Here is a 26,068-nt window from a genome sequence, read left to right on the forward strand (position 1 = left end):
AGTAAAGGGGATAAGAAAGCTAGTAGTTTTCTTGAACTGGAACGAACTTAATGAAGTTCCATCGGCGGAGCCGAGGAACAATTAATTTGCTAAGCATCGAAGATGCAAAGCAAATTATATTTAACGAGAGTTTGATCCTGGCTCAGGATGAACGCTGGCGGCGTGCTTAACACATGCAAGTCGAGCGAAGCACTTAAGTTTGATTCTTCGGATGAAGACTTTTGTGACTGAGCGGCGGACGGGTGAGTAACGCGTGGGTAACCTGCCTCATACAGGGGGATAACAGTTAGAAATGACTGCTAATACCGCATAAGACCACGGTACCGCATGGTACAGTGGTAAAAACTCCGGTGGTATGAGATGGACCCGCGTCTGATTAGGTAGTTGGTGGGGTAACGGCCTACCAAGCCGACGATCAGTAGCCGACCTGAGAGGGTGACCGGCCACATTGGGACTGAGACACGGCCCAGACTCCTACGGGAGGCAGCAGTGGGGAATATTGCACAATGGAGGAAACTCTGATGCAGCGACGCCGCGTGAAGGATGAAGTATTTCGGTATGTAAACTTCTATCAGCAGGGAAGAAAATGACGGTACCTGACTAAGAAGCCCCGGCTAACTACGTGCCAGCAGCCGCGGTAATACGTAGGGGGCAAGCGTTATCCGGATTTACTGGGTGTAAAGGGAGCGTAGACGGCACGGCAAGCCAGATGTGAAAGCCCGGGGCTCAACCCCGGGACTGCATTTGGAACTGCTGAGCTAGAGTGTCGGAGAGGCAAGTGGAATTCCTAGTGTAGCGGTGAAATGCGTAGATATTAGGAGGAACACCAGTGGCGAAGGCGGCTTGCTGGACGATGACTGACGTTGAGGCTCGAAAGCGTGGGGAGCAAACAGGATTAGATACCCTGGTAGTCCACGCCGTAAACGATGACTGCTAGGTGTCGGGTGGCAAAGCCATTCGGTGCCGCAGCAAACGCAATAAGCAGTCCACCTGGGGAGTACGTTCGCAAGAATGAAACTCAAAGGAATTGACGGGGACCCGCACAAGCGGTGGAGCATGTGGTTTAATTCGAAGCAACGCGAAGAACCTTACCTGATCTTGACATCCCGATGACCGCTTCGTAATGGAAGCTTTTCTTCGGAACATCGGTGACAGGTGGTGCATGGTTGTCGTCAGCTCGTGTCGTGAGATGTTGGGTTAAGTCCCGCAACGAGCGCAACCCCTATCTTCAGTAGCCAGCAGGTTAAGCTGGGCACTCTGGAGAGACTGCCAGGGATAACCTGGAGGAAGGTGGGGATGACGTCAAATCATCATGCCCCTTATGACCAGGGCTACACACGTGCTACAATGGCGTAAACAAAGAGACGCGAACTCGCGAGGGTAAGCAAATCTCAAAAATAACGTCTCAGTTCGGATTGTAGTCTGCAACTCGACTACATGAAGCTGGAATCGCTAGTAATCGCAGATCAGAATGCTGCGGTGAATACGTTCCCGGGTCTTGTACACACCGCCCGTCACACCATGGGAGTCAGTAACGCCCGAAGTCAGTGACCCAACCGTAAGGAGGGAGCTGCCGAAGGTGGGACCGATAACTGGGGTGAAGTCGTAACAAGGTAGCCGTATCGGAAGGTGCGGCTGGATCACCTCCTTTCTAAGGAATTGGAAAAGTAAGTCGTGGAAACGGCTGAATCAATCCAACTAAAACGGATAAAGTAAGGGTTGTTATCTATTGTTTAGTTATTAAGGCTGTCAAAAGCTTAATAATGATTACTGGTGGCGATGCGCTTGAGGGTAACACCCGTTCCCATCCCGAACACGATGGTTAAGACTCAAGCGGCCGATGGTACTTCACTGGAGACGGTGCGGGAGAGTAGGTGGCCGCCAGGCTATAAAAAATTGAAGAACACGAAGCAGATCCGCTGCAAATGTTCGGGAGATTCATATAGATACAGGCAAAAGATGAGCAACAACTTATCGGTGCCAACCTTATCAGCAAGGAAGTGCTGTTATGATAGCTGGTTTTACCAGTGATTAGAGAGTTGAAAGTAAGCTTTCAGATTTCTAATGACTGATAAACTTCAGTCAAAAATGAATAGATGTAAAGCTTGAAAGAGTGACACATCACCATGTACCTTGAAAATTGCATATAAGAAATAGAAATGATAAGATTTTTTAAATATCTTAATCAAGACATCCGAGGTAATTGTTATAAACAGAGTAATAATTACTGTCTGAAGAAAACAGACGCAAATAAAATTGACCTTAAGCCAACGCCGATAACGCTATATCGGTGTAGTGATCATCCATTCCCGTGGATGAGAACAAGTTGGTCATGCTAGAAAGAGCGTATGGTGGATGCCTTGGCACTAAGAGCCGATGAAAGACGTGATAAGCTGCGAAAAGCTTCGGGGAGGAGCAAATATCCTTTGATCCGGAGATATCTGAATGGGGAAACCCACTTGAGCAAACCTCAAGTATCCTTAAGCCAATACATAACTTAAGGAAGGGAACCCGGTGAACTGAAACATCTAAGTAGCCGGAGGAAGAGAAAACAACATGTGATTCTGTGAGTAGCGGCGAGCGAAAACGGAAGAGCCCAAACCGGGGTGCGTGCATCCCGGGGTTCGGACCGCATAATTGATTCAACAAATTTAGCAGAACGGTTTTGGGAAAGCCGGCCAGAGAGGGTGAAAGCCCCGTAAGCGAAAGATGAGTTGACATGGCGGTATCCAGAGTAGGTCGAGACACGTGGAACCTTGACTGAATACGCGGGGACCACCCCGTAAGGCTAAATACTCCTTAGTGACCGATAGCGCATAGTACTGTGAAGGAACGGTGAAAAGGACCCCGGGAGGGGAGTGAAACAGAACCTGAAACCATATGTTTACAAGCTGTGGAAGAGCTTTATATGCTCAACCGCGTACTTTTTGTAGAACGGTCCGGCGAGTTGCGCTGGCTGGCGAGGTTAAGCACCAAAGGTGTGGAGCCGAAGGGAAACCAAGTCTTAATAGGGCGAATGAGTCAGTCGGAGCAGACCCGAAACCGGGTGATCTATCCATGTCCAGGTTGAAGTTGCCGTAAAAGGCAATGGAGGACCGAACCCACATCCGTTGAAAAGGGTGGGGATGAGGTGTGGATAGGGGAGAAATTCCAATCGAACCCGGAGATAGCTGGTTCTCCTCGAAATAGCTTTAGGGCTAGCCTCATATAAGTCTTGCGGAGGTAGAGCACTGAATTTCCTAGGGGGCGTCAAAGCTTACCGAAGAATATCAAACTCCGAATGCCGTGTAGATGTTGTATGGGAGTCAGACTGTACGAGATAAGTTGGACAGTCAAAAGGGAAAGAGCCCAGACCTGCAGCTAAGGCCCCAAAATGTGTGTTAAGTGGAAAAGGATGTGGGATTTCAAAGACAACTAGGATGTTGGCTTAGAAGCAGCCATACATTCAAAGAGTGCGTAATAGCTCACTAGTCGAGAGGTCCTGCGCCGAAAATGTCCGGGGCTGAAACACACTGCCGAAGCTCAGGAATGATCCTAGATCATTGGTAGAGGAGCATTGTATACGGGACGAAGCAGTACCGATAAGGAGCTGTGGACTGTATAGAAGAGAGAATGCCGGAATGAGTAGCGAGAGGAAGGTGAGAATCCTTCCGGCCGAATATCTAAGGTTTCCAGAGTAAAGCTGATCTGCTCTGGGTAAGTCGGGGCCTAAGGCCAGGTCGAAAGACGTAACCGATGGACAACAGGTTGAAATTCCTGTACCTTAAGTAAACAGAACTGTGGGGACACGTGTGGAGAGCACAAGCCGGAAATGGAAAAGCCGGTGCAAGCGAGGTAGGAGATGAGCAGGCAAATCCGTTCATCAATCCGAAGACGTGATGCGGACCGAATTAAGAGTAGGGAAGTGTGTGAGCCGTGCGTCAAGAAAAGCCGCTATTGTTTTACTTAAGCCCGTACCGTAAACCGACACAGGTGGATGAGGAGAGAATCCTAAGGCCGACGGGAGAAGCATTGTTAAGGAACTCGGCAAAATGACTCCGTAACTTCGGGAGAAGGAGTGCCAGCGAGAGCTGGCCGCAGAGAATTGGCCCAAGCAACTGTTTAGCAAAAACACAGGTCTATGCAAAACCGTAAGGTGAAGTATATGGGCTGACGCCTGCCCGGTGCTGGAAGGTTAAGAGGAGAGGTTAGCGTAACGCGAAGCTTTGAATTTAAGCCCCAGTAAACGGCGGCCGTAACTATAACGGTCCTAAGGTAGCGAAATTCCTTGTCGGGTAAGTTCCGACCCGCACGAAAGGCGTAATGATTTGGGCACTGTCTCAACAATGCACCCGGTGAAATTGAAATACCAGTGAAGATGCTGGTTACCTGCGCCAGGACGGAAAGACCCCATGGAGCTTTACTCCAGCTTGATACTGGGATTCGGTATTGCATGTACAGGATAGGTGGGAGGCTAGGAAGTGATGACGCCAGTTGTCACAGAGCCGCTGTTGGGATACCACCCTTGCAGTATTGGATTTCTAACCAGCGACCATGAACTGGTCGGGGGACAATGTCAGGTGGGGAGTTTGACTGGGGCGGTCGCCTCCGAAAGGGTATCGGAGGCGCTCAAAGGTTCCCTCAGAATGGACGGAAACCATTCGAAGAGTGCAAAGGCAGAAGGGAGCTTGACTGCGACACCGACGGGTGGAGCAGGTACGAAAGTAGGACTTAGTGATCCGGTGGTATAAAGTGGGATTGCCATCGCTCAACGGATAAAAGCTACCCTGGGGATAACAGGCTTATCACTCCCAAGAGTTCACATCGACGGAGTGGTTTGGCACCTCGATGTCGGCTCATCGCATCCTGGGGCTGAAGTAGGTCCCAAGGGTTGGGCTGTTCGCCCATTAAAGCGGTACGCGAGCTGGGTTCAGAACGTCGTGAGACAGTTCGGTCCCTATCCGGCGTGGGCGTAGGATATTTGAGAGGAGCTGTCCTTAGTACGAGAGGACCGGGATGGACTGGCCGCTGGTGTATCTGTTGCATACCAAGTGCATGGCAGAGTAGCCAAGCCGGGACGGGATAAACGCTGAAGGCATCTAAGCGTGAAGCCCCCCTCAAGATGAGATATCCCTACGTAAGTAGTAAGACCCCTTGAAGACGACGAGGTAGATAGGTCAGAGGTGGAAGTACAGTAATGTATGGAGCTGACTGATACTAATCGGTCGAGGGCATGACCAAGCAAGGTGATAGGTAGGATGAAAGAAAATATTTCTTGTATGCAGTTTTGAAGGTACATAAAAATATAAAAGCAAGTAAAAACCCTTGTCAAAATAGACAAAAGGGTTTATACTATATAAGTATTCCTCGATAGCTCAGTGGTAGAGCATTCGGCTGTTAACCGAAGGGTCGTTGGTTCGAACCCAACTCGGGGAGTTAAAGACAGAAATCGATTTGATTTCTGTCTTTTTTAATACATTATTTCTGTAATTGAATCCTATCATTGTCAACCCGATATTCATATTCTGCGCAGGAATATCCTTTCTTAAAACACCATGAATTTGCAAACAGAACAATCTGATAAGTCGTATCAGCGGAAAGCTTGTTAATACGCCGGTGCTTCTGAATAATGTCTTTGCAATACTGATCCGGATGGATGACGAAGAAACGATTCGTTACTATATATAGCTCGATTTTTAGCGTATTATCATTAGTATAGACAGTAGAATGCCTGACAGAATAAGGTCTGGTTTGAATAAAGGAGAAAAAGAATGCAATGATCAATAATATAGCTAGGATTCGGATATTTCTTTTTTTCAAGGCAAACCTCCTAAATGGTAATTTCTTACAGTGTATATAAATACATCTATATAAATACAGTGTAAGTTATCACATCTATTTTTTCAACCGAAATCTTAGTATACTTCAGTTATAGGATGGTACGAAAGATGAGTAGAATTAAGATTGAACTGGAAAAGGTATTAAAAGAGAGGAAGATCAGCAAGAATCAGTTATGCTATGCATGTAAGCTGCAGCATACCCAGCTGAATAATTATTGTAAGAACAAAGTCGTGAGAGTTGATCTGGCCACAATCGCGAAGATCTGCGATTATGTGGGATGCAGTATTGCGGATATACTTGTGCTGGAGAAGGATGAAGAACCGGAAAAAGAGATAGCGGAAGAGTAAAAGAAACATGTAGGATAAAAAACAATCTCTATAATTTAAAAGGATCTTTTAGACGAGGAAAAAGTTTAAAAGATCCTTTTATTCAACCCTGAATCGGGGAACGTTTCTCATAGAAAAGAGCTACAAAAAATAAGAAAATAAAAACGGAAAACTATTGTCTGTAGTATAAGTATTTGTTATTATGAAGTAAATAGAGGATATTTTACAAAGTAAAGCTTAATCTAGAGAATCTGCCAGCGGCAGGCCGCTGTAGATACCAAGGTATACAAAAGGAGAATGAAAAAATGAAAAAAGAAGACATGTCCTGTATCGACTGCGCAGTAAAAAACTGCAATAAAATGGATAAAACATATCCAGATTTCTGTCTGACAACACACATGGACGAAGAAGTTCTAAATGAAGCTATGGAATGCTACAATGAAGACGAGAACCGCAAAGTAACAATTGCTGCGGCAGAAGTGGAGTATGAGAATTACTGCAAACATACCCGTGTCGAAGAAATCATGGATTTCGCAAAGAAGATCAATGCGAAAAAGATCGGGATCGCGACCTGTGTCGGCTTACTGAAAGAAAGCCGTATCCTGGCAGATATCCTGCGCAGACACGGCTTTGAGGTGTATGGTGTCGGTTGCAAGGCAGGAACACAGAAGAAGACATCCGTCGGCATTCCGGAATGCTGCGAAGGTGTCGGTGTGAATATGTGTAATCCGATCTTGCAGGCAAAGCTTCTGAATAGGGCGAAGACGGACCTGAATGTTGTGGTCGGACTTTGTGTGGGGCATGACAGTCTGTTTTATAAATATTCCGAGGCACTGACTACGACAGCAGTGACGAAAGACCGTGTACTGGGGCATAATCCGGTGGTGGCGCTTTATACTGCGGATAGTTATTATTCGAAGTTGAAGAAGAGTGAAGAAGAGTAATATTTCTAATTTGGGCGTTTAAAGATACATAAAGATATAACAAAGCGAAAAATGAAACTAGAGCTTGTGTAAATGTTCTGTTATAATAAATTGTTAAAATGAGAGGGGGTGTAAACATGGCAAGTATAAAAGATGTAGCACAAAAGGCAGGAGTCGGTGTTGGAACAGTATCAAGAGTACTGAATAACAGTGGATATGTATCGGATGAGACACGTGAAAAAATAGAAGAGGCTATGAAAAATCTTCAGTATACACCGAATGAACTTGCCAGAAATCTGTATCATAAAAAGAGTGGGATCATTGCCGTTCTGGTGCCAACAGTAGAAATTCCTTTTTTTGCAGAACTTGTACATAATATTGAAGCAGAACTTTATAATGAAGGATTCAAGATCATGTTATGTAATACAGATAAGGCACATAATGCAGAACTCGAATATCTAGATATGTTAAACAGGCATATCGTGGATGGTGTGATTACAGGTGTACATTCCTTAGATGTAGAAGAGTACAAAAAGATAAAAAAACCAATCGTTGCATTTGACCGTTATTTGGGAGAAGATATTCCTGTAGTTGCAGTCGATCATAAGGAGGGCGGACGACTGGCGGCGGAAATTCTGCTTAAGAATGGGTGTAAAAAAATAGTACATTTCAGAGGTTCAACTGCAGTAGAGTCGCCATATCACGAAAGACATTTTGAATTCGCAAGAATTATGAAGGAACAGGGAGTAGAGTGCTTTGATTATGAACTGGCATGGAATAAATTTGATCTGGAGTATTATAAGTATGCGGTAAAAGATTTGTTTGACAGACTGGATGAATGGGAATTTGATGGGATATTCGGAACAGATCTGGTTGCAATCGAGTGTATGAATGAGGTTATCCGAAGACATAAAAAGGTTCCGAAGGATGTAAAATGTGTGGCTTATGATGGAACATATATTACGCAGATAGTAGAACCAAGTGTGACTTCAATCGTTCAGCCGACAAAAGAACTGGCAAAAGAGGCGGCCAGGTTAATTTGTGAATTGGTTAATGGGAAGACATATAAAAATGAAAAAGTAACATTAGGAGTATCTGTGAGAAAGGGGAGAACAACAATAGAATAGTAAAAATGCACAAAAACAGTGCTAAAAATTTGATGAAATAAACGAAATGACGAAAAAATGTTGACATCTGAGCAGTTAAGAGTTATATATAGATTATACAAATCAGTCATGTGCACAGCTGAATTTATTTTTTTAACAAACATGGAACGGGTTCCATAAAAAAGAAAAGATGCGGAATTATTTTTTTTAGGAACATGGAACGGGTTCCACAAACAACCATCTACTCATTTAGGGAGGAAAAACTATGAAGAAAAAAAGCTTAAAAAAGGTTACATCTGCAGTATTAGTTGCAGCGATGTCGATGGGACTGCTTGCTGGATGCGGAGGAAGTAAGTCATCAGAAGAAGCAAAAACGGATGCGGACGGGGCAACCGTCATTAAATTTGGTATTCATGTGGCAAACCCAAAAAAACAGGAAACGGTTACTTACAATATTGTTCAGGGATTTAACAAAGAAAATAAAGGAAAATATAAAGTAGAATTCGTAGCAGCTGATACAGAGGCACATTCAAAAAATATGAAACTGGCAGCACAGGATGGAAGTCTTCCGGAAATTGTACATTTAGATTCAGCGGAGGCACCGGAATACAATGAGGCCGGATACTTATTAGATATGTCTGATTTCCTGAAAGAAAATAAAGACATTGATGATGCACTGGATGGTATGGAAGATGCATTCAATGATGGAAAAGTACAGTATGGACTTCCATATCAAAGTAATGTTCAGGGATTTTTCTATAATAAAGATTTGTTTGATAAAGCTGGGATTGCTTATCCAACAGATGATACAACTTATGACGAATTCCTTGATATGATCGCAAAACTGAAAAATTCAGGAGTTACACCAATCGCAATCGGAAGTAAGAACAGTGGATACTCAATGTGGGAGTTCAATGAATTCTTTTCAAGATATGGATGGGAAGATAATGAAAAATCCTATACTGGTGATAAGGCAAAATATTCAAACGATGATATGAATGCATGTTTTGAAAAAATAAAAGGACTTGCAGATGCCGGAGCATTTCCGGAAAATATGGCAACAATCGAATATTTTGACGCAAAACAGCTCTTTAATGAAGGAAAAGCAGCAATGTTCGGAACAGGTCAGTGGGACTGTGCAGAATTTGATAAAAATGTCGGTGAACACATCGGATTCTGGTGGGGACCAAAATTTGGGGATTCTTCTTATGAACAGAATATTGCAATGAAAGTTCCGGCAGCTCCGCTGGTAGTAAGTTCAGCGGTAAAAGATAATGATAAAGCAAAAGAAGCTTTGTATGCATTTTTGAAATATTATTATGGAGAAGAAGCAGCAAAGATTTCTTATGAAGGATCCATTTTCCCGGCAACCAATTATGATGGTATTGCAGCAACAGATTCACAGTATGCAATGAATGCAATGATCACAGCACTTGGAAATGGATGGGAAACACCAAAAGCAGCTCCGGACCAGACAGTTACTCCGGCAGTTCAGGAAGCAATGTATGATGCAATATTTGGTGTTATGCAAGGAACATACAGTCCGAAAGATGCTTTAAAAAATATGGATTCGGCAGCAGCAAACTAGACAGACGTTAATATTGGCTGACACTGCATGGGACTGCCATGAAGATTTATCATGGTGGTCCCGGATATAAAGAGGATGAGCGTATGCATTGGTTAAGTAAAAAGAGATACAAGATAGGATTGGTAATTCCGACACTGGTTGTGTATATGGTATTTATTATTATTCCTATTGGAATGTCAATTGGATATAGTTTTACAAAATATTCTGGAATTGGAAAGGCTACATTCAACGGATTGACAAATTATATGAGATTATTTAAAGACCGTTTGTTTTGGATATCCTTAAAGAACACAATGATTATGTTTATATTGGCATTTGTATTGTTATTGTCTTTATCTTTTCTCATTGCTTTGTTACTGAATAATAAATTAAAAGGAGTGGATTTTTCAAAGTCATTAATCTTTTCTCCTGCCATTATCGCACCGATCATTGTTGGAATTATCTGGGTTTATATATTAGATCCAAACATTGGTATTATCAATAATGTTCTGGATGCGATAGGGGCATCTGGTTTGAAACAAAAATGGATAGGCGGCAATACACTGTCTCCGTATAGTATCGCGATTATCTATTTCTGGCAACAATTAGGATATCTGGTAACGGTATTTATTGCAGGTCTTAAAATGATACCGGGAGAGGTGTTGGAAGCAGTTGAAATAGATGGTGCAAGCTTTATACAGAAGACAATGTATGTCACAATTCCAATGATGAAATCAACGATTTCAACAGTAGCAGTTCTGATCATTACAGGAGTGTTTAAGATCTTTGAAATTGTGCAGCAGACAACAGGAGGAGGTCCAAACCACCTGTCTGAGACGTTGGTTACATATAGTTACTCAATGACATTTAACAGTGGAGATTATGGTTATGGAATGTCTCTGGCTACATTTACATTCCTTCTTTCACTGGTGATCACAGGTATTTATTCAATACTTACAAGAGAAAGAGGTGAATAGGAATGGTACCGAAAAGAAAGAAAATTGCAATGTATGCTGCGATGATCATTATAACAGCGATTGTTGTATTTCCATTTTTATGGATGGTATTGCTTTCGTTCAAATCAAGTTCAGAGATCATGTCTAATCCATTGGCAATGCCGAAGGCATTTAATCTCGACAACTTCAAACATGCATTGGAAACATTAAACTTTCCACAATTATATGCGAACACTTTTGTTGTATGTATAGTATCTGTTGTGTTGGAACTTATTATTACATTCTGCAGCTCTTTCGTAATTGCAAGAATGGAATTTAAGCATCCGAAGGCAAAGAGTTTATTGTATGGATTTTTGATTTTGGGATTATCTGTTTCACCATTTATTTTATTGTTCCCGGTATATAAGATTAATATCTTTTTCGGGTTGAGAGGAAAATGGGCATTGATTTTTCCATATGCAGCAAGTTCGATTTCATTCAATACGCTTCTTCTGACAGCATATTTGAAACAGCTTCCTACGGAAATTGACGAAGCGGCTGTAATAGATGGCTGTAACATCTGGCAGCTGATGGTGAAAGTTATTTTGCCAATGGCAAAGCCGGTTATTGCAACAATTGTCATTTTTAACGTGTTATACATATGGAATGAATATCCGTATGCATCTGTAATGCTGAAAGATGTATCTGATTATACACTTTCTATGGGAGCTTCATTCTTCAAAGGAAATTATACGGTAGATTATGGTGGAATTGTAGCATCCAGTCTTATGATTATTGTTCCGGAACTGATCTTCTATGGATTATTCCAGAAGAATATTGTAGAGGGTATGACAGCGGGAGCTGTGAAAGGATAATTATTAACAAAAAGAAAAGGAGACTTATATTATGAGCAATGTATCAGGATTATTTAAAGATTTGACAACTGTAAAAAAAGCCAGAAACGGAAGACTTGCCAGCTGGGATCAGAGAGGTAAGAATCAGGATTATTGGGAAATCCCGGCAGGTGAGACAATCTCTCTTGGAGAAGTGGAAGGACCGGGATGTATCACACATATCTGGATGACTTCTTCCTGCAGAAAAGTAGTAGCACCAAGTATTCTTGATCCGGTATTAAATGCTTCAGCAGCTCCGGTTATGGAGATTCATCCGGCACTTGGAGTTATCTGGGATGATTATGATCCATTCTATTATAGAAAAGTTCTGATCAAGATTACATGGGATGATCAGGATACACCAAGTGTACTTGCACCATTGGGAGATTTCTTCTGTATTGGTAACAGTTATCCGGGCAATTTTTCTTCGCTGCCATTTAATGTTTCGCTGAAACCAGAAGAAGCAGGAAGATATGGAGCTCCTTGTTCTGTGTCATGCTATTTCCCAATGCCTTTTAATAAAAAAGCAAAAATTGAGATTGTAAATGAAAACGAACTTCCATTTATTTTATATTTCAATATTGACTATGAAATGTATAAAGAGCCACTGGATGAGAATACAGCATATTTCCATGCAAGCTGGCACAGAGAAAATCCTTGTCAGGGCTGGGGACCAGACCTTCAGACAAACTGTCCGGAAGTTAATAATGTAACCAATTTTAAAGGTGAGAATAACTATACGGTGCTTGACGTAGAAGGAACGGGACATTATGTAGGATGTAACCTTACTGTAAAACACTACCAGGGAAGCTGGTGGGGAGAAGGAAATGATATGTTCTTCATTGATGGAGAGGAATACCCGTCATTAAATGGTACAGGAACAGAGGATTATTTCAATCATGCATGGGGAATGCAGAAAAATGCATATCCATTCTTTGGAACTATTGTACATGAAAGTGATACGGATGGATTCCAGGTATCTTATCGTTTCCACATTACAGATCCAGTAAGATTTGAGAAACATTTGAAAGTTACGATTGAACATGGACATGCGAACCATCTGTCAGATGACTGGAGTTCAACAGCATACTGGTATCAGACACTGCCAACAGCAAAACCAATTACGATTCTTCCTGTAGAAGAGAGAATTCCAAATGTACCGGTACTTCCAGAACGCAATCTTCAGATGCCGGAATTAACAGAAGAAATGAAAGCAGCGAGAGAATCATGGGCAAAACGCTGGGAAGAGTATAAGCCTGCAAGAGAAGAACAGTTCAGAATTAAAGAAAATAAGGCCCGCCGGGAATCAAAGCTTAATACTGAATTTGCAAAGAAGCTTCGTGAAGAATATAAGTAATAATATCGGAGGCACAATATGTCAAAAGAACTGATGATTGAAAGAATAGAAAAAGCCCAGAAAGAAATTGAAGCAAAAAGAGAAACCGTACAGCAGGGAAAATTTCGTCAGGACTATCATTTTATGGCAGAAACCGGATGGATCAATGACCCAAATGGGTTGATATATTTTAAAGGAAAGTATCACTTTTTCTATCAATATAATCCATATTCTGGATTTTGGGACTGTATGCACTGGGGACATGCTGTCAGTGCAGATATGATTCATTGGGAGTATCTGCCATTAGCGCTTGCACCAAGTGAAGTATATGATGATCATTTGAAGGGGGGCTGCTTCTCCGGCAGTGCGATTGAACATGATGGAAAGTTATTCCTGATCTATACAGGAACCTGTAATAATGGAAATGGGTTTGAACAGGCACAGTGTATCGCATATAGTGAAGACGGAATCCACTTTGAAAAATATGAAGGGAACCCGGTGATCACAGCACCGGAAGGTGTTCCAACAGATCTGTTCAGGGATCCGAAAGTATGGAAACATGATGATACCTATTATGTAGTCTGTGGAGCAAGCAAAAATGGATTTGCACAGGCAAGACTGTATAAATCGACAGATATGTTCCACTGGGAATTTGTCAATGTCCTTGCAGAGAGCAGAGGCGAATGGGGCTATATGTGGGAGTGCCCGGATTTTTATCCGGTAGGAGATAAGTATGTGTTGATGTTCTCTCCGATGGGAGGAAAAGAGCGCACCAGTGTTTATCTGGTGGGAGATTTTGACTATGATACCGGAAAATTTTTCTATACAATTTCAGGGGAAATTGACTGGGGATTTGATTATTATGCACCACAGTCATTCCAGGCACCGGATGGCAGAAGGATTCTGGTAGGATGGGCGAATGCATGGGATTGGATGCCATTTTGGAAAGACTGGGGTCCGACATATCAAGAAGGCTGGTGCGGATTCTTTAACATTCCGAGAGAGGCGGTATTAGCAGAAGATAATACATTAAAGTTTATTCCTGTAAAAGAATTACAGGATCTCCGGAAGAATAAGCAGGAAGAAGCGGACATTCTGATAAAAGAAGACGAGAAAAAAGAACTTCGGAGTGGCTGTGTTTATGAAACGGAAATGCGGATAAATCTGAAAAAATCAACTGCAGACAAGATTAGGCTGAACTTAAGAATGTCTCAGGGAAAGAAGACAGAGATCCTATTTGATCTGAAGAGAGCGGAAGCATATTTTGACCGTAATAATTCCGATGGCTGGAGTAAAGGAGTCGCAAGATGTCCATTGAATTTAATGGGCAAAGAGCATCTGGATATTCATATTTATTCTGACAAAATTTCATTAGAAATATTCAGCAATGATTATCAGAATAATTTTTCTTGTAATATATATAATGTGGATGATGATCAGAAAAATGAAGTGAAAGCAATTGGCGGAGATCTGATGATTGAAAGCATTCGGTCATGGGAACTTGAAAAGACAATGAAATAATTATTCTCTCTCTGAAAAGGAATAACAAACCAGATTAGCAAAGGTTTGTTATTCCTTTTTGCATATTATTTATCTAACTTAAGTCCCGCCAGTGCCTGTGCAAATGCGTTATTCACCGGTTCGTCATTTTGCTGCTGCTGTTTCTTCAGATATTTCTGGACATCGCGCTTAGATACGCCGGCACCTTCTTTGGCACGACGGTTCTTGAATGCTTCCAGCTTCTCTTTGTAGCCGCAGGAGCATACAAATGTCTCACTGTCCCCCTTTTTGATCAGTTCCATCTTCTTGTGACAGTTCGGACATCTTGCATTGCTGGTGCGTGCGATCGTCTCGCGATAGCCGCATTCACGGTCCTGGCAGACCAGCATGCGGGAGTTCTTGCCTTTGACAGAGAGCATACGCTTGCCGCAGTGCGGGCATTTTGTATTAGTCAGGTTATCGTGACGGAAAGTTCCGTCGGAAGTCTTGATATCCTGAATTAATTCTTTGGTGTAGCTTTCGATATCTTTGATAAATACCTGTTCTTTGTGTGCTCCTTTGGCAATCTTGGCAAGTTCCATTTCCCAGGAAGCGGTAAGCTCCGGTTTTTTCAAATCTTCCGGGACTAATTCCAGAAGCTGTTTTCCTTTGGATGTCAGAAGAATCTCATTTCCCTTCTTTTCCAGCAGGAAAGAGTGGAACAATTTTTCAATGATATCGGCTCTTGTCGCTACGGTTCCGAGTCCGCCGGTTTCACCGAGAGTTTTTTTCATCTTATTATCATCAGAAGACATATAACGTACCGGATTCTCCATGGCGGACAGAAGTGTCGCTTCTGTAAAACGGGCGGGAGCTTTGGTCTTACCGTTTGTGATATTCGTGCGTGTGACAGTCAGGGTGTCGCCTTTGTGGAGAACAGGAAGTGCCTGCTCTGAAGCCTTTAAGTACATATCATTATTTTGGAAATCTTCTCCAAAATCTTCAGAATCTTCATAATCCCCGTAAGCATCATACTGTGAAGCGGAGGAACCGGAAGATGCAGCATCGGCATATACGGCCTTCCATCCGGCGGCTTTGATGACCTTTCCTTTTGCAGTAAATGTTTCACCTGCGGCTTCAGCTTTCAGTGTAGTCTGCTCATATTCAAATGCCGGATAGAGGACGCTGATAAAACGGCGTACGACCAGATCATAGATCTTGCGTTCATTGTTCGACATATGTTCCAGCTGGACATATTCTTCCGTCGGGATGATCGCATGATGGTCGCTGACTTTTTTATCATCTACGAAGGCTTTGCTTGTCTTAAGCGGTTTCTTTAAGAGCTCCGGAATATATTTCTTATAAGGTCCGATATTGCAGGCTTTCAGGCGTTCTTTGATCGTTGGCACAATGTCCGTACCGATATAGCGGGAGTCTGTTCTTGGATAGGTGAGGACTTTGTGGTGTTCGTACAGACTCTGCATGATATTCAATGTCTCCTTTGCGGAGAAGCCAAAGCGCTTATTGGCATCGCGCTGTAATTCCGTCAGATCATAGAGGCCCGGGGAAGGTGTCCGCTTGGATGAGGTATGCACATCCGTCACGGTAAGTGTCTGGTTCTTTAATTTTTTATCAAGGCCGGTTATCAGCTCTTTGTTAAAGGAGCGCAGGGAACCGCTTTTCTTTTGCTGCCATGTCCATGTGACGATAGAAGCCATAGTGCCGACAGAACCACCGGTAACAGAAGTTGTACACCGCAGTCCATAATAATCTTCCGGTTTAAATGAACGGATCTGCTGTTCGCGGTGTGCGATCATGGCAAGTGTCGGTGTCTGTACACGTCCGCAGGAGAGCTGGGCGTTATACTTGCAGGTCAATGCACGGGTGGCATTGATCCCGACCAGCCAGTCTGCCTCTGCGCGGCTTCTTGCGGCATGATATAAGTCGTTGTACGCACGACCGTCCTTCAAGTGGGCAAACCCTTCTTTGATCGCTTTATCGGTAACAGAGGAGATCCACAGACGGCGGATCGGCTTATGACAGCCGGATTTGTCCAGGATCCAGCGGGCAACCAGTTCTCCCTCACGTCCGGCATCGGTGGCAATGATGATCTCAGAGACATCTTTCCGGAAAAGCTGTGTTTTTACATTATGGTATTGTTTGGATGTCTGTTTGATCACGACGAGTTCCCATTTCTTTGGAACCATCGGGAGATAAGACATATCCCAGGCTTTGAATTTCTTATCATATTCTTCCGGGTCGGCCAAAGTGACCAGATGGCCGAGTGCCCAGGTGACGATATAATTGCTGCCTTCGATCGCACCGGAAATGTTCTTGTGACAGCCGAGAACACGGGCGATATCGCGGGCAACAGATGGTTTTTCTGCCAGTACGAGTGATTTCATATATATATACTCCTTTCAGATATAGAAAAACCCCGAAAACATGATGTTTCCGAGGTTATATCAGAGGCGCCAACCAGATTTGAACTGGTGATAGAGGTGTTGCAGACCTTTGCCTTACCACTTGGCTATGGCGCCATGCCTTACGTACTGTTAAGTATAACAAATACGTAAGATGAAGTCAAGAAAATCTGTATGTTAAAATCCAAGATCTTCATTTACCAGAATGACTTTGATGCGCTGCGGTGTCTTGGAATATCTGGTGATCAGGATCTGACAGCAGATCGTATCCGGTGTTTTGCAGTCAAAACAGGCACCTGTTTTGCAACAAGGAGTGCTCAGGTCGAAACGCTGTGCGTTGATCGGCGCGGCTTCATTTCTTGCACGGGACATGGCAGAATCTACATCGTGTGTAACTTTATTCATTCCGATGATCATCAACACATTCCGTGGTCCGGCAGCGATAGAGGATACACGGTTGGAATGTCCGTCAATGTTGATCATAATTCCATCTTCCGTGATCGCATTTGCACTGGTCAGGAAGTAATCACAATCATATGCCGCAAGCTCGATCTTGCGCTTATCTTCCGGTGTCGGTGCGGTATCGCGGTTGTATACCTGATAATTTCCCTGACAGACAGCTTCTTTTAAGCCGATCTCATTGACAGACATGGAACCGCCCCAGGAGATGCTGCTTCCTTCCGGGATTAATTCCAATGCTTTCTTCAGAGCCTCTTCTTTGGAGTCTGTATAATAAGCTTCCATGTTGCGGGCTGTAAGTTCTTTTACAATCTTTGCGCCTAACATCTGGTTTCGTTTGATTCGATTCTGATCCATAATGAATCCCTCCCACGTTTATGTTGTTTAGATATTTTTACTTGAAATTATAACACAGATTCAGGTCCGTAGTCTTTGAAATCATGCAGAAGTTGAGGGGATGATCATTTATATACTGCGCTTTTCCAGCCTTAAAATATAAAAAGAAAGCATGATGTTTGTCCGGTTCTCATTGGTCAGGATATCATAATCCAGAAGTTCTTTTATCTTATTCAGTTTATACGACAGCGTATTCTTATGACAATAAAGTGCATCTGCGGTATGGATGATACTACAGTCATGATCAAAGTAGACTTCCAGGATATGCAGATAATCGGTATGATGCACAGCGTCATAGTCAAGAATCGGGCCAAGTGTGGAGTTCAGGAAATCCGTTGTCAGAGATTGATTGTGGATATCGGCCAGAAGTTTGTATACACCAAGCTTATCGTACTCAAGGAAGTTCTTCGGGAGAGCAGTTTTGGTGAGCTGATAGGCGGTAAATGCGGTCTCGTAAGAGCGGTGAATGTCTGTAAGCTGCGAGACCGTAGTTCCAATCCCGACATAGACATCGGAGTTATTCTGACAGACATCGTAGAGCTTCTGAGATATATCGTTTACAGATTCACCGGCAAACAATACGATCAGATGCTTCCCTTCTTCATATACGATCCCTTTAGACATGAAATAACGGATCTTCTTTTCCAGCTGTTCCAGGTAAGAATTACCGGAATCACTGTCATAAGTGTGGCAGCTGATTATGAGGACAGTATAGTTCATGTCGCGGAAGAATCCATTGCTTTCCAGAGGATTCAGATAGGAGTCTTCATTCTCGGGGTAATAGATCGCATTTTTCAAAGCAGCGGCAAGACTGGTCTCGCGGTGTTCGTTTTTTAACAGAATCTCAGAAAAGATCCGCATGATATCAATGAACGGAGTGTCCCAGGAAGTGGAGAACAGCGGAAGCTGTATTTCATTGCAATAGTCGATAATCTCCTGGGAAAATGCAGGACGTGATTTTACAGAGATGATCAGTCCGCTGGCGTGTGCGTCTTTCAATGACTTTAAGAACTCTTTCAGCCAGTCCTGAGAGGTAAAATTCAGACCTGAGTTAAAGATCAGTTCATCACCGTGGAGCAGATGGGAGAATTCACCCTGTTCGACGGTATGGATCCAGGTTACTTCTTTATCATAAAAACTATTGGTATGAAGGATGACATCAAATTGGTTGTTAATTGCTTCATACAGGGACTGTAATTTAATTGCCATAAGTGTGGTCCTCCTGATATATGTTGATCAGAGTATAGATATATTTTATCATAATTGTGTGTGACACACAATTTATGGAATAAAATCTGTCGATTAAAACTATATTCATAGTGAATTTCGTGTGATATATTGTATGAGAAGTACAAAAGAATGAATATTCAACCCCGAAAAATGTGCTTCTAAAAAATCCATTCTCTAGATTTTTAAAAGACGGAAAGCTCTTCAACGAAAGTTGAGGAGCTTTTTGTGGTTCCAAAAAGGAAAAAACAGAGCGCACTCTATTTACAGGTAATACCAATAGTGCTAGAATGAATAACATATTGATACTACCCAGGAAAAGACGGAGGAATGAAAAAATGAAAGCAGTAAAAAATGGGAAAATTGTAATTATCGGAGCAGGACATGTAGGATCTCATTGCGGACTGAGTCTTATGATGCAGGGACTGGCAACGGAGATCGTATATATTGATATAGATAAGAATAAAGCGGCAATGCAGGCACTTGATCTTGATGATATGGCCTCTAATCTGGACAGAGATTTTACAGTGAGAGCCGGAGATTATTGCGACTGTGCGGATGCGCATATCGTTGTGATGGCGGCCGGAAAGAGCCGTCTTCCGGGACAGACAAGGCTGGATATGTTCGATGATTCGATCAAGATGATGAATACGATCGTAGGACCGTTAAAAGAGTCAGGATTCCATGGGATTCTGATCAGCATTTCCAACCCGGCAGACATCATTGCTGATTTTTTAAGAAAAAGACTGGGACTTCCAAGAAATCAGGTATTCAGCACCGGAACATCTCTGGATTCAGCAAGACTCCGCAGAATGTTATCTGAGATCACCGGCGTAAGCCGTCATTCCATTCAGGCTTATTGTATGGGTGAGCATGGGGATTCACAGTTCATTCCGGTATCACATATACAGATTGGCGGAATACCGGTAAAAGAATACCTGAGCATTCATCCGGAATACCGGGATAAAATGGATTTTGATAAGATCAGTGCGGAGGATAAGGTCTGTGGATTTCACATCGTAGAAGGAAAAGGCTGTACAGAATTTGGAATCGGTGCCGTACTCAGCAATATTACAAGAGCAGTCATGCATGATGAAAAGAGGATCCTTCCGGTATCCGTTCTCCTTGAAGGAGAATATGGAGAACAGGGTATTCCGGCGGGAGTACCATGTGTAATCGGGAAAAACGGTGTGGAAGAGATTCTGGAAATCTCCCTGACAGAGAAAGAAAAAGAGCAGCTTCATAATTCATGTAACGTCATCCGGGGATTCGTCGAGAAAGCCGATCAGATGTAAAAATCGTTAATATTTTAATTACTTTTGGATGTGTTGCATTTTATAGCGTCCTATGTTACATTGACAACAGAGTACAAAAAGAATCAGAAAGAGCCAAAAACAGTGCCCCTCTAACAACAGAGACCGGAACAGGATAACCGGCAGACAAGTATGTCTTATAGGAGGTAATTGTAACATGGCAATTTCAATCGGCATTAACGGATTTGGACGTATTGGACGCGTAGCACTCCGTATCGCCATTAATCAACCAGACACTTTTAAAGTATGCGGAATCAATGTACGGAATGCAGACCTGGGTTATATGAAGTATATGATCCGGTATGATTCTACATTTGGACGTTTTCAGGGAGAACTGGATACATATGAGAATGGACTGATCATTGAAGGACAGAAGATTCCTGTATTTTCAGAATCAGATGCGGCATTGATTCCATGGGGAGCATGTGGTGCAGAGTATATTATTGATGCAACAGGTGCATACTGTACAACGGAAAAGGCAAAAGCCCATTTAGAAGGCGGTGCGAAGAAAGTTATTATCTCAGCACCGGCAAAAGATGGGGATACACCGACATTTATCATGGGAATCAACCATGACAAATATACATCGGATATGCCGGTTGTATCGAATGCATCATGTACTACGAATTGTCTCGCACCAATTTGTAAAGTTCTGGAAGATAATTATGGAATCGAATATGGGCTGATGTCAACGATTCATGCCGCAACTGCAAAACAAAAGGTTGTGGACAGCCGTTCCCAGAAAGACTGGAGAACCGGACGTTCGGCATTTGGTAACCTGATTCCATCTACAACGGGAGCCGCAAAAGCAATCTCGCTTGTCATTCCGGCTTTAAAGGATAAGATGAGTGGTATTTCTTACAGGGTTCCAACTTCAGATGTATCAATTGTTGATCTGAATGTAGCGTTAAAGCAGCCGGCATCATATGATGAGATCTGCAAAAAAGTCCGGGAGGCCTCTGAGACATATTTGTCCGGCATTTTGGATTATGTAGAGGATGAAGTGGTATCTTCCGATTTTATCGGAGATTCACATGCATCGATCTTTGATGCAAGGCAGGGAATTCAAGTGAATTCCCACTTTTTCAAGGTCATCTGTTTCTATGACAATGAGTGGGGATATACAAGTCAGATATTCCGGCTGATTGAGCATATGGACAGGATAGATCACAATCGCTAATAATTAAGATGACGACAGGGGCATGTAAGATCTGATTCTGATGTAACACGTTTGATTTTATATCATACACTTCTGTAAGGGACATATGGATTCGTTATTACGATTATGAACCGGACAAGATGCGGACAGAAAAAAGCAGGCAAAGCTTTTGCTGTCCGCAGAAAATAAGAAAAAATCTGAAAAATAAAAATTTTTCGGAAAATTCAAAAAAACACTTGCCAAACAACCGAGTCTATGATATATTAAATCTCGGTCGTGTGAAAAACACAGTGACAAATAAATATACGGCTCCATGGTCAAGCGGTTAAGACATCGCCCTTTCACGGCGGTAACACGGGTTCGATTCCCGTTGGAGTCATATGGCGCCATAGCCAAGTGGTAAGGCAAAGGTCTGCAACACCTCTATCACCAGTTCAAATCTGGTTGGCGCCTCTTATAAAAACACCCGGAATATTTATTTCCGGGTGTTTTTGCATCAAAGAATATAAGAAAAGCTGCCGGTGGCAGCCTCTCGTATATTATTTCATTATAATTGAATCTTCTTTAATATATGATCGACGAATACTTTTGCATGCTCCACATCCAGATCATCCGGATGAGTAAGTGCAAGATCGAAATTCTGGATAAAACGGTCGATCTGGTCGTTGTTTTCATCATTTCTCATGGATTCATATTTCATACGTACCTTCTGCGGCATCTTTCCCTGACAGATAAAATATCCCAGATAATCATTGTCTGCTTCGATCCAGGCACTGACACGTCCGGCAATATCCTTATAATATTCAGGGGAATCCCCCATTCCGCAAGTTCCGAATAAAGCAATCTGTTTGCCGCTTAAGTCATTTAAGAAGTCACTGACTTCCAGGCTGCAGCTTCCGCGGTGCACGCAGAATCCGATGAAGTAGACATTGGCTTCCGGAATCGTCTTATCTGTATCGATATCGATCAGATCTTTGGAATTGCCGGGAAGACGTGAGAAGATAGATGCAGCAATTTTCTTTGTATTTCCGGATCCGCTTTGATATAAAACAAGATAATCCAACATAAGAATTCCTCCTTTTTTTGCGTTTGCTGATGATGACAATTTACTGTACATCTGTATCCTGTTGAAATTTCATGATTTACATATAATGGCCGCCACTGTAACCGCCCGGGGCACCGCAGCACATTCCGCCGCTGCAGCATAAGTTGCAGACGATGTTGGCAATACATAATTTTACACACCAGTCGCTTCCGCCGCCGAAGGTGGTGGTATACGGATTCTGGCGTTGGCGGTACCAGCTTCCGCCACTTTCAAACTGGTTAACTAACATCTGGTATTGATAGTTGGCTGGTTCCATGCGGAGCGCTTCTTTGGCATGCTGAAGGGCCGTTGCATTGTTGCCGAGACCGGAATTGGCAATCGCACTGTAGTAATACCACTGGGCAGTATGCTCGTTGATTCCGTTTAATACGTTCATTGCTTCCTGATACCGGCCGTTGTTGATGAAGTTGGCAGCAGCTCTTAAGTGAAGATCCTGCTCACTTTCCTGACCTGCATTACCTGCATTACCGGTCTGTCGGTATTCCCCGTAGAAGCCGCGGAACGGACCATATCCGTTTTGGCTATATGGACCGTAATTCCCGGAAGAGCCGTATTCCCGCTCTTTCATGATCTGCTGATAGGCCTGCTGGACTTCTTTGAATTTCGCCTCTGCCTGATCCTTGTTCGGATTATTGATATTGGCATCCGGATGATATTTTCGGCTGAGGTTACGATATGCTTTTTTTATCTCGTCATCAGAAGCATCACGGGATACTCCTAAGACACTATATGGATCTGTCATTGTTCTTGATCTCCTGTTGTTGAATTATCTGTGTCAGGATGTGGATTATCATTCGTGGTTCTACCGGCAGTGGAATTGTCGTCAGCAGTATCTGCAGCGTTGTGTGTATTCTTGCCGGCGAGTCTTTCGGATGTTACGGCAGTGTATCTGCTCCATACTCCGGAATAGAGAACGTTCCGCAAGATCTCTGCATGCAGCAGTATCGGAAGCTGTTCGAATTCCCTGGAGCATTCCGACATCATAAGCGTCAGAAGGCTGCGGCAGTCATCTGCAAATGCAGGATCGTCCAGGTATGCCTTCCTGAATGGATTATAGCTGCCGGATTTGATGTCTTTTTCGACATCATCGTAGGCATCCATCAGATAGATGAATTTTCCGAGGAAGAATCCGATCTTACGAAGAGAGGATTCCCATTCATCGTGGCGGTATGCAAAAATCTCAGCCATGATATTGCCAAAAAGTCCGGACATAAGATCCAGATTCTGTTCATTTTCTGCCTCATATTTTGAGATTTGGGCGAGATTTTCTGAGATGACCTTACATTTTACGGGATATAATTTTTCAATCTTCTTTATCTTTGAATGCAAAAGTTTTGCGGCAACAAAAGCTTTCTTCCTGTGTTCGTCTGCCCAGTCATCTTCACACTTATAATAAGATAACAGCATGTTGATGGCTGCGGCATATTCAGTAAATTCATTGGTCTTTGCCGCATGCTTTTGCATGGGATGTGCAATACAACGGACCATCTCTGTCTTCGTGTCCGGTTCATAAAGACCGGTGAGCAGGATCACAAGAAATGTCATATCAAAGGATAAAGTCACCTGACCTCTTCTACCATAACATTCTTTTAAGACTTTGCATAGTCCACAGTAATAAGAATGATAGACATCATAATCTTTGAATTTCATCTCGGCTTTGTTGATAGAAATATAACCAAACATGGGAACTCCTTAGCTTCGTTTGATAAATCTGGTGTTACACTTCGGGCAGCGGATCTCAATCTTGCCTTTTCCTTTTGGAACACGAATCTTCTGTTTGCATGACGGACATTTGTAAATGTGGTGTGTCTTGCGCTGTGTTATCATGTTACGCTGCCTGTAGAAAAATGTCCGGATGCCGCGTGTCATCTGCAGATATTTCTGATTCTCGGCGGCTCGTTTGTAAGTATTTTTGGAAAACATCCGGAAATAAGAATAGATGATACCGGCCCATGCCAGCCAGGAAAGGATTCCCCGATGCGTCCATCCTGCGATCAGCATAAGGATCAGGGATCCCCAGATGGTAAATTTGCCAAAGGAATCAACACCATATCTTCCGTACATAAAACGTATAAATCTGTCTTTTAGTTTCAATTCATTCACCTCTTAAAATAGTACTTGCAATATACATTTAATCATACGCCGGGAATAGGAAAAATCAATAAACAGAGTATTAAAATTTCTAAAGATTTTAGATGAGAAAAGTGCAGAAACTGTGGTGGATGTGTTAAGATAAGAATGTTAATTTCGTAGAACAGGGTTGATAACGGGGAGGAGGCAGAATATGCAGAAGCTGACGGAGCTGATCAGAGAAGATATGAAACCGGCACTTGGCGTGACCGAGCCGGGAGCTATCGCATTTGCCGTGGCAAGTGCGAAGAAATATACGGAAGGTAAGATTGTAAATGTACATGTGGCATTGAATTCCGGTATGTACAAGAATGCATTTACCTGTGGAATTCCTAATTCGGAGAGATTCGGCAACTATTATGCGGCGGCACTTGGGGCGGTAGCGGCAGATTCGGAAAAAGGACTGGAATCGCTGGCAGATATCACACCGGAAGATGATGAGAAAGCGGCGCAGATGGTGAGCGACGGTCTGGTGGAGGTGGTTATGGATCATGTCGGATCCGAGATCACGATCGATGCCGTGGTGACAACGGAGAATAACCGGTGTAAGGTGATGATCCGGGATGCACATACGAATATCGTAAAGATAGAAAAAGACGGCATTGTAATATTTGAGACAGAAGATAAGATGTACAGGGATGAATCCCGGAAAAAGCAGGCACGTCCGGTAATTCACGGATATTCCCTGGCAGAGATTCTTCGATATGTAAATACAGTTCCGGTTGAAGAGATTGCGTTTATAGGAAAAGCGTATACGATGAATCTGGAATTATTAAAAGAAGGACTGGCTTCGGACAGGGCAGTGTTCGCAAAGAAACTTTATCGTGAGAATGGCAACCGGATCATATCCAGGGATGCACTTAAGACGGCACAATTACTGTGTAACGGTGCGATAGAGGCCAGGGTTCTGGGCCTTTCCAGACCGGCTATGAGCATTACCGGGAGCGGTGCACACGGAATCATTGCGACGATGCCGTTGTATGCGTACCGGCATGCTAATGAAGATAAGACGGATGATGAGACCCTGTGGAGAGCAACTGCACTCAGCTATCTGATTACAATGTATATCAAAGAGTACTCAGGAAGATTATCGGCATTTTGCGGCTGCGGGATTGCAGCCGGAACCGGGATGGCCTGTGGACTGGCATATCTGCAGGGAGCGGATGGAGAAAAACATACAAAAGTGATTCAGAATATGGCAAGCGGTCTGACCGGAATGATCTGTGACGGAGGCAATCACGGATGTACGATGAAAGGGATCGTGGCAGTAGATGCAGCATTCCGTGCAACAGATATGGCAATGGATGATATCTGCATAGAAAATATTCATGGAATCAACGGCAGGACCCCGGAAGCAACTATGAAGTACATGGGAATGATCGCATCCCCTGGAATGACAGGGACGGAAAAGACGATTGTAGAGATTATGGAATCGAAAAAGTAAAGAAAATAGAACAGCACAGGAAGGGAT

18 protein-coding genes, 4 tRNA genes and 3 rRNA genes are annotated in these 26,068 nt (G+C 43.1%); 17 read left to right on the forward strand and 8 right to left on the reverse strand.

Features of this window, described 5'->3' with window-relative positions:
* Window positions 1-119: 119 nt before the first annotated feature.
* The 12 genes from NKF87_RS00595 (at window position 120) to NKF87_RS00650 (ending at window position 14,427) form a co-directional block, all read left to right on the forward strand.
* Window positions 120-1,651 (forward strand): 16S ribosomal RNA (locus tag NKF87_RS00595).
* 118 nt (window positions 1,652-1,769) lie between these two features.
* Window positions 1,770-1,887: ribosomal RNA gene (rrf, locus tag NKF87_RS00600) — 5S ribosomal RNA — on the forward strand.
* Between the two features lie 441 nt (window positions 1,888-2,328).
* Window positions 2,329-5,220: ribosomal RNA gene (locus NKF87_RS00605) — 23S ribosomal RNA — on the forward strand.
* Together the 16S, 23S and 5S rRNA genes with 1 tRNA gene alongside form the textbook arrangement of a ribosomal RNA operon.
* 123 nt (window positions 5,221-5,343) lie before the next feature.
* A tRNA-Asn gene (locus tag NKF87_RS00610) sits at window positions 5,344-5,415 on the forward strand.
* Window positions 5,416-5,927: 512 nt separating this feature from the next.
* Complete coding sequence (locus NKF87_RS00615) at window positions 5,928-6,167, forward strand: helix-turn-helix domain-containing protein (RefSeq protein WP_138377012.1); 240 nt, start codon at window positions 5,928-5,930, stop codon at window positions 6,165-6,167.
* Window positions 6,168-6,451: 284 nt separating this feature from the next.
* A complete protein-coding gene (locus NKF87_RS00620; protein WP_161144488.1) occupies window positions 6,452-7,090 on the forward strand; it encodes a DUF1847 domain-containing protein in 639 nt (212 codons plus the stop codon).
* 116 nt (window positions 7,091-7,206) lie between these two features.
* Entirely contained in the window at window positions 7,207-8,196 is a 990-nt protein-coding gene (locus NKF87_RS00625) for a LacI family DNA-binding transcriptional regulator (protein ID WP_161144487.1), read from the forward strand.
* A gap of 244 nt (window positions 8,197-8,440) precedes the next feature.
* The gene (locus NKF87_RS00630) at window positions 8,441-9,763 is read left to right on the forward strand and encodes an ABC transporter substrate-binding protein (protein WP_161144486.1); all 1,323 of its coding nucleotides are present in this window, start codon (window positions 8,441-8,443) and stop codon (window positions 9,761-9,763) included.
* An 83-nt stretch (window positions 9,764-9,846) separates the two neighbouring features.
* A complete protein-coding gene (locus NKF87_RS00635; protein WP_055215302.1) occupies window positions 9,847-10,719 on the forward strand; it encodes a carbohydrate ABC transporter permease in 873 nt (290 codons plus the stop codon).
* A gap of 2 nt (window positions 10,720-10,721) precedes the next feature.
* Entirely contained in the window at window positions 10,722-11,552 is an 831-nt protein-coding gene (locus NKF87_RS00640; protein WP_055283948.1) for a carbohydrate ABC transporter permease, read from the forward strand.
* A gap of 31 nt (window positions 11,553-11,583) precedes the next feature.
* On the forward strand, window positions 11,584-12,927 hold the full coding sequence (locus tag NKF87_RS00645) for a glycoside hydrolase family 172 protein (RefSeq protein WP_006427727.1): 1,344 nt from the start codon (window positions 11,584-11,586) through the stop codon (window positions 12,925-12,927).
* Between the two features lie 18 nt (window positions 12,928-12,945).
* Window positions 12,946-14,427: a glycoside hydrolase family 32 protein gene (locus NKF87_RS00650; RefSeq protein WP_253583811.1), complete on the forward strand. Its 1,482-nt coding sequence runs from the start codon at window positions 12,946-12,948 to the stop codon at window positions 14,425-14,427.
* Window positions 14,428-14,492: 65 nt separating this feature from the next.
* Here NKF87_RS00650 and NKF87_RS00655 read toward each other — a convergent pair whose 3' ends face one another.
* From NKF87_RS00655 to NKF87_RS00670, 4 genes are all read right to left on the reverse strand, one after another.
* The gene (locus tag NKF87_RS00655) at window positions 14,493-16,790 is read right to left on the reverse strand and encodes a DNA topoisomerase III (protein WP_173793317.1); all 2,298 of its coding nucleotides are present in this window, start codon (window positions 16,788-16,790) and stop codon (window positions 14,493-14,495) included.
* Window positions 16,791-16,854: 64 nt separating this feature from the next.
* A tRNA-Cys gene (locus tag NKF87_RS00660) sits at window positions 16,855-16,925 on the reverse strand.
* Between the two features lie 60 nt (window positions 16,926-16,985).
* The gene (locus NKF87_RS00665) at window positions 16,986-17,624 is read right to left on the reverse strand and encodes a lactate utilization protein (protein ID WP_253583813.1); all 639 of its coding nucleotides are present in this window, start codon (window positions 17,622-17,624) and stop codon (window positions 16,986-16,988) included.
* A 108-nt stretch (window positions 17,625-17,732) separates the two neighbouring features.
* The gene (locus NKF87_RS00670; protein ID WP_118225484.1) at window positions 17,733-18,872 is read right to left on the reverse strand and encodes a PucR family transcriptional regulator; all 1,140 of its coding nucleotides are present in this window, start codon (window positions 18,870-18,872) and stop codon (window positions 17,733-17,735) included.
* Window positions 18,873-19,228: 356 nt separating this feature from the next.
* Here NKF87_RS00670 and NKF87_RS00675 point away from each other — a divergent pair, with 356 nt between their 5' ends.
* The 4 genes from NKF87_RS00675 (at window position 19,229) to NKF87_RS00690 (ending at window position 21,815) form a co-directional block, all read left to right on the forward strand.
* Window positions 19,229-20,185, forward strand: coding sequence for an L-lactate dehydrogenase (locus NKF87_RS00675; RefSeq protein WP_226853974.1), 957 nt, complete (start codon window positions 19,229-19,231; stop codon window positions 20,183-20,185).
* 175 nt (window positions 20,186-20,360) lie between these two features.
* Window positions 20,361-21,383, forward strand: coding sequence for a type I glyceraldehyde-3-phosphate dehydrogenase (gene gap, locus NKF87_RS00680; protein ID WP_117598580.1), 1,023 nt, complete (start codon window positions 20,361-20,363; stop codon window positions 21,381-21,383).
* A gap of 286 nt (window positions 21,384-21,669) precedes the next feature.
* A tRNA-Glu gene (locus tag NKF87_RS00685) sits at window positions 21,670-21,741 on the forward strand.
* Between the two features lie 3 nt (window positions 21,742-21,744).
* Window positions 21,745-21,815, forward strand: a tRNA-Cys gene (locus NKF87_RS00690).
* 94 nt (window positions 21,816-21,909) lie between these two features.
* Here the strand turns inward: NKF87_RS00690 and bilS are convergent.
* From bilS to NKF87_RS00710, 4 genes are all read right to left on the reverse strand, one after another.
* Entirely contained in the window at window positions 21,910-22,428 is a 519-nt protein-coding gene (bilS, locus tag NKF87_RS00695) for a flavodoxin family protein BilS (protein ID WP_118309311.1), read from the reverse strand.
* Window positions 22,429-22,504: 76 nt separating this feature from the next.
* A complete protein-coding gene (locus tag NKF87_RS00700) occupies window positions 22,505-23,209 on the reverse strand; it encodes a DnaJ domain-containing protein (RefSeq protein ID WP_118309312.1) in 705 nt (234 codons plus the stop codon).
* The gene (locus tag NKF87_RS00705) at window positions 23,206-24,150 is read right to left on the reverse strand and encodes a DUF5685 family protein (protein WP_253583815.1); all 945 of its coding nucleotides are present in this window, start codon (window positions 24,148-24,150) and stop codon (window positions 23,206-23,208) included. Before NKF87_RS00705 ends, NKF87_RS00700 begins: the two co-directional genes overlap by 4 nt.
* 9 nt (window positions 24,151-24,159) lie before the next feature.
* On the reverse strand, window positions 24,160-24,531 hold the full coding sequence (locus tag NKF87_RS00710; protein ID WP_006427708.1) for a hypothetical protein: 372 nt from the start codon (window positions 24,529-24,531) through the stop codon (window positions 24,160-24,162).
* Window positions 24,532-24,751: 220 nt separating this feature from the next.
* Here NKF87_RS00710 and NKF87_RS00715 point away from each other — a divergent pair, with 220 nt between their 5' ends.
* Window positions 24,752-26,041, forward strand: coding sequence for a serine dehydratase subunit alpha family protein (locus tag NKF87_RS00715; protein ID WP_118225478.1), 1,290 nt, complete (start codon window positions 24,752-24,754; stop codon window positions 26,039-26,041).
* Window positions 26,042-26,068: the final 27 nt, after the last annotated feature.

The sequence above is a fragment of the Dorea longicatena genome, from assembly GCF_024168045.1.
GTDB lineage: Bacteria > Bacillota > Clostridia > Lachnospirales > Lachnospiraceae > Dorea_A.